A 1,013-nucleotide genomic window follows, 5' to 3' on the forward strand; every position below is an offset into this window, starting at 1 on the left:
AAGTGTTGGACGCGCCATTCTTGGTAAGACCAGTATTCAGAGCGTTCTTGATTACCTTGGTTTGGGGGAAGGCTCAGCATTGCCTGTTGGCGTACCTGTTCCGTGGCCCTCAGCCACTCCGCCAACGGGGTGGCTGAAATGTAACGGAGCAGCATTTTCTTCTGAAAAGTACCCAAATCTGGCAAAGGCTTACCCTACTAATAAATTGCCGGATTTACGCGGTGAATTTATTCGTGGCTGGGATGACGGACGTGGTGTGGATGCCGGGCGACAATTATTATCTTCACAGGGGGATGCAATAAGAAATATTGAGGGGTTCGCAGATGGCGGGATTGGCATGTCTTTTGATGCAATCAGAGGGGCTTTTTATGATGCAGGAACACGATCTGCGAGAATGCCGAATAACACAACTGATATAGGCAAAACCGATGACCTTGGATTCGACGCCTCTCGTGTCGTGCCAACAGCTAATGAAAACCGTCCTCGTAATATTGCCTTTAATTATATCGTAAGGGCGGCATAAAAACGTTGGTTTGGGGGAAGGCTCGGCACTGCCCGTTGGTGTACCTGTTCCATGGCCCTCAGCCACACCGCCAACGGGGTGGCTGAAATGCAATGGTGCAGCATTTTCTTCTGAAAAGTACCCAAATCTGGCAAAGGTTTACCCTACTAATAAATTGCCGGATCTACGGGGCGAATTTATTCGCGGCTGGGATGACGGGCGGGGGATTGACTCTGGCCGTAATTTATTATCTGCACAGAATGATGCAATTCAGAATATTGTTGGTTCTTTCGGGCGTACTCAGCTTTTTAGAGATGTACTTAGTTCAGGGCCATTTAGTCAACATGGTCAAGTATTATCTACAGGCCTAAAGGAAACGGAAATTATTGAGGGTTATGGCTCTTATAACTGGACATTCGACGCCTCTCGCTCAGTTCGTACAGCATCTGAAACCCGCCCCCGTAATATTGCATTTAATTACATCGTAAGGGCGGCATAAAAACGTTGGTTT

2 protein-coding genes are annotated in these 1,013 nt (G+C 47.7%); both read left to right on the forward strand.

Annotation, left to right across the window (positions count from 1 at the left end):
• Positions 1-61 precede the first annotated feature (61 nt).
• The gene (locus tag A7090_RS24945) at positions 62-523 is read left to right on the forward strand and encodes a phage tail protein (protein WP_001408994.1); all 462 of its coding nucleotides are present in this window, start codon (positions 62-64) and stop codon (positions 521-523) included.
• A gap of 10 nt (positions 524-533) precedes the next feature.
• Complete coding sequence (locus A7090_RS24950) at positions 534-1,001, forward strand: phage tail protein (RefSeq protein WP_023154361.1); 468 nt, start codon at positions 534-536, stop codon at positions 999-1,001.
• Positions 1,002-1,013: the final 12 nt, after the last annotated feature.

The sequence above is a fragment of the Escherichia sp. MOD1-EC7003 genome (assembly GCF_002965065.1).
In the GTDB taxonomy this organism is placed as follows: Bacteria; Pseudomonadota; Gammaproteobacteria; order Enterobacterales; family Enterobacteriaceae; genus Escherichia.